Annotated in this window: 5 protein-coding genes; 1 reads left to right on the top strand and 4 read right to left on the bottom strand. The window is 75.8% G+C overall.

Annotated features, from left to right (window positions below; genetic code table 11):
- On the top strand, nt 1-396 hold a 396-nt coding region (locus tag AB0L34_RS33245; RefSeq protein WP_363709576.1), incomplete at its 5' end, for an Rrf2 family transcriptional regulator.
- A 160-nt stretch (nt 397-556) separates the two neighbouring features.
- Here AB0L34_RS33245 and AB0L34_RS33240 read toward each other — a convergent pair.
- From AB0L34_RS33240 to AB0L34_RS33225, 4 genes are all read right to left on the bottom strand, one after another.
- Nucleotides 557-745: a hypothetical protein gene (locus AB0L34_RS33240; protein ID WP_350703858.1), complete on the bottom strand. Its 189-nt coding sequence runs from the start codon at nt 743-745 to the stop codon at nt 557-559.
- Between the two features lie 222 nt (nt 746-967).
- Nucleotides 968-2,317 (bottom strand): DEAD/DEAH box helicase, encoded by a 1,350-nt coding sequence (locus tag AB0L34_RS33235; protein WP_363709574.1) that lies wholly within the window; start codon nt 2,315-2,317, stop codon nt 968-970.
- A gap of 224 nt (nt 2,318-2,541) precedes the next feature.
- Nucleotides 2,542-2,745, bottom strand: a complete 204-nt coding sequence (locus AB0L34_RS33230) for a cold-shock protein (RefSeq protein WP_007464836.1) — start codon at nt 2,743-2,745, stop codon at nt 2,542-2,544.
- 197 nt (nt 2,746-2,942) lie between these two features.
- Nucleotides 2,943-3,760: PD-(D/E)XK nuclease family protein (locus AB0L34_RS33225; RefSeq protein WP_363709572.1), on the bottom strand; the 818-nt coding region annotated here is incomplete at its 5' end.

The following is a 3,760-nucleotide window of genomic DNA, read 5'->3' as shown; positions in this document are numbered from 1 at the left end:
GCCGCCGACCCGGTCGGCGGCGGCGGGCTGGTCAAGGCCGCGGCCCTGGCCGGCCGCCAGGACATCCCGCTGAGCTTCCTCCAGGGCATCCTGGTCGATTTGCGCCGGTCCGGCCTGCTGCACAGCCACCGCGGCACCGACGGCGGGTACACCCTCGCCCGCCCCGCGGCCGAGATCAGCGTCGGCGACGTGCTCCGCGCGGTGGGCGGATCGCTGACGACGGTCCGCGGGCTGCCGGCCGAACAGGCCGGCTACCGGGGCGCGGCGACCGGGCTCCGGGACGTCTGGCTGGCCGTGCACGGGGCGGTCGCCCTGGTGGTCGACCGGACCACCCTCGCCGACCTGCTGGGCACGCAGCATCCTGCGGTCGACACGCGGCAGGCCCCCACCCGCTGACCGCCGGCTCCCGGCGGCGGCCCCGCCGCGGCGCCCGGACGGCGGTGGCTCAGCGGGCGACGGCGGCCCAGGGCGACGGCGATGGCCCAGTGTGACGGCGCGGCCCGAAGCGATGGCGCGGCCCGGGGCGACGGCGGTGGCTCACGGCGACGGCGGTGAGTCAGCCGGCGATGGTGGTCGGGCCCCCGGTCGGGCTGTGCAGCTCGACCGGGGCGGCCGGCGCGGCCCCGTCCGGGGTGGCGTGCCACGGCGTGAAGACCGCGACCATGGCGAGCAGCAGCCCGGCGAGCGCGACCGCGAGCACCAGCAGCAGTTCACGCACCGCGCCCGTGCCGACGTCGCTCGCCATGATCACCCCTCCCGCGCCGGGCGGTCCCGCCCGGGTCGTTCCCCCCGGCCCCCAGCTTCCACCACCACCGGCCACCGGAACAGTCACCGATCGGACGTAACGTCCGCTGATTCCCGACTCAGCCGGTCTGGAACGGGTGTTCACGGACCGTCACGGCCGGTCCGGTACGGGTGCCTGCCCACGCCCGAGACCGACCGGGGCCGGGCCGCGGGAGGGCGGGCGTCAGGAGGCGCGGGGCGTCCGGGGCCGCCGCGGGCGGCGGGGCCGCCCCGAGGCGCGGTGCGGAGCCCGGCCACCCTCGCCGGCCCGCGTGCCGTCGCCGGCCCGGCCACCCGAGCGGCCGGCGGTCGACGTGGCGGAGGCGGCCTGCGGCGGGGGCGGCGCGATCGTCACCGGCACCCCGGACGGCTCACGGGCGCCGGTCACCCGGGCCAGTGCCTCGTCGCCGGGGCGTACCTGGACGGACTCGGGGCGGATGCCGGCAGTGCTCATCAGCCGGGACACGTCCCGGCGCTGCTCGGGCAGGACGAGGGTGACCACCGTGCCCGACTCCCCCGCCCGGGCGGTACGCCCACCGCGGTGCAGGTAGTCCTTCGCCTCGGTGGGCGGGTCCACGTTGACCACCAGGTCCAGCCCGTCGACGTGGATGCCCCGGGCCGCCACGTCGGTGGCGACCAGCGCGGTCACCTGCCCCGTGCGGAACTGCTCCAGGATCCGGGTGCGCTGCGGCTGCGACTTGCCGCCGTGCAGCGCGGCCGCGCGTACGCCCTTGGCCAGCAGTTGGCGGGCGACCCGGTCGGCGCGGTGCTTGGTGCCCATGAACAGGATGGTGCGGCCCTCGCGGGCGGCGATCCAGGTCAGCGCGGCCGGCTTGTCCGCCGCGTCGACGTGCAGGACGTGGTGGGTCATCGCGGTCACGGTGGCGGTGCCCGGGTCGACCGAGTGCGAGACCGGGTCGGTGAGGAAGCGGCGGACCAGCTTGTCCACGCCACCGTCCAGCGTGGCCGAGAAGAGCATCCGCTGCCCGTCCGGGGCGACCTGCTCCAGCAGCTTCGTCACCTGCGGCAGAAAGCCCATGTCGGCCATCTGGTCGGCCTCGTCGAGCACGGTGATCGCGACCTGGTCCAGCCGGGCGTCGCCGCGGTTGATGAGGTCGTGCAGCCGCCCGGGGGTGGCCACGACCAGTTCGGCGCCCGCGCGCAGGGCGTCCGCCTGGCGCTGCAGCGACAGGCCGCCGACGACGGTGGCGCAGCGCAGCCCGACGGCCCGGGCGTACGGGTCGAGCGCGGTGGTGACCTGCTGGGCCAGCTCGCGGGTCGGCACCAGCACCAGGGCCAGCGGCCGTCCCGCACGGGCCCGCCGGCCGGCGGTGCGGGACAGCAGCGGAAGCCCGAAGGCGAGGGTCTTGCCGGAGCCGGTGCGGCCCCGGCCGAGCACGTCCCGGCCGGCCAGCGAGTCCGGCAGGGTCGCCGACTGGATCGGGAACGGCTCGGTGATGCCCTGGGCGGCCAGCTCGGCGAGCAGCGCCGGGGCCAGCCCGGTAAGGGCGAAAGAGGGTACGACAGTGGTCATGCGGAAGCCTTCCTCGACGGCGGCACGTGTCGAGGGAGGGCGCCGGAGGCGGCGCTGTCACCGGCGGACCGAGCCGCGGGTGACTCACAAGCACGAACCGAAAGGGGTACGGGAGCCCGGCCCGCCGCCGTTTTGCCGCCTGCGTACGCAGGTCGACGGTGGGGCGGACCGGTCCCGTCACCAGGCCCGGAGGGCGCGGTGGGTGTTACGCGAAGATCCGAAGATCAGAGCGGGCGGATGTTCTCCGCCTGCGGGCCCTTCTGGCCCTGGGTCACCTCGAACTCGACCCGCTGGTTCTCGTCCAGGCTCCGGTAGCCGGAGGACTGGATCGCCGAGAAGTGGGCGAAGACGTCGGCGCCGCCGCCGTCCGGGGTGATGAAGCCGAAGCCCTTGTCAGCGTTGAACCACTTGACGGTGCCAATAGCCATTTTTGTCTCGTCTCCTTGACGGAACGTCGAACCCGCACTTGTTGCGGGCCCGAAGAGGAGCGCGCCACGCGGAACTGCCTGGCTCGCTTGTCGCTTCTGGTCGCCCCGCCCGGAGAACTCCGGACACAACAAAGAGCGCCTGGGCCACAATCCTCCAGGCGCACACAGAGTCTCTGGGAACCATAACTGCAACACGATCAACCTATCACGGATTCGCCGGATGGCCCACCGTCTGCCGGATTTTCCGGCACCGAGGTGATCAGCGCGGTGAGCCCGTCGGCGTCGAGCAGGTCGGCCGGGCGCACGGTGACGCCGTCGCGCACGTAGTGGAACGCCGCGCCGACCCGCTCCACCGGCACCCCGGCCAGCTCCGCCCAGGCCAGCCGGTAGACCGCGAGCTGCACCGCGGCCACCTCGGCGGCGGGGCCGGCAGGCTGCCGGCCGGTCTTCCAGTCGACCACGTCGAACCGGCCGCCGGGCCGGGCGAAGACCGCGTCCATCCGGCCCCGCACCACCGCCCCGGCGATCACCGTGGCGAACGGCACCTCCACCTCGACCGGCACCCGGTCGGCCCACTCGCTGGCCAGGAAGCGCTCCTGGAGCTCGGCGAGCGCCTCGTCGGGCGCGGCGTCGGCGTCGGCCGCGCCCGGAAGCTCGTCGAGGTCGAGCAGCCGGTCGGCGCCGAACCGCTGCTCCAGCCAGGTGTGGAAGGCGGTGCCCCGGCGGGCGTACGGGCTCGGCTCGGTGGGGACCGGACGGCGCAGCGCCCGGGCCAGCGCCGCCGGATCCCGGCGCAGCGCCACCAGTTGGGTCACCGAGAGCTGCCCGGGCAGCGCCACCTCGACCGCGCCGGCCTGCCGGGTCAACTCGGCCCGCTCGGCGAGCAGCAGGTCGGCCTCCCGCCGCCACCGCGCGACGTCCGGGTCGCCGGCCGGCGGCTCGGCTCCCGCCCCGGCGGCGTCGTCGCCGTCGGCCGGCCGTTCCGGGCCCGGTACCCGGTGACGGGGCGGGCCCG

Source organism: Micromonospora sp. NPDC052213, assembly GCF_040679695.1.
GTDB lineage: Bacteria > Actinomycetota > Actinomycetes > Mycobacteriales > Micromonosporaceae > Micromonospora.
The sequence above is the reverse complement of the archived record's forward strand: the minus strand, read 5'-3'. Positions and strand labels throughout refer to the sequence as shown.

Bases quoted from the DNA above. Each gene is read 5' to 3' on its own strand.
- AB0L34_RS33230 (WP_007464836.1), bottom strand. From the start codon at position 2,745: ATGGCTATTGGCACCGTCAAGTGGTTCAACGCTGACAAGGGCTTCGGC.
- AB0L34_RS33240 (WP_350703858.1), bottom strand. From the start codon at position 745: ATGGCGAGCGACGTCGGCACGGGCGCGGTGCGTGAACTGCTGCTGGTG.
- AB0L34_RS33235 (WP_363709574.1), bottom strand. From the start codon at position 2,317: ATGACCACTGTCGTACCCTCTTTCGCCCTTACCGGGCTGGCCCCGGCG.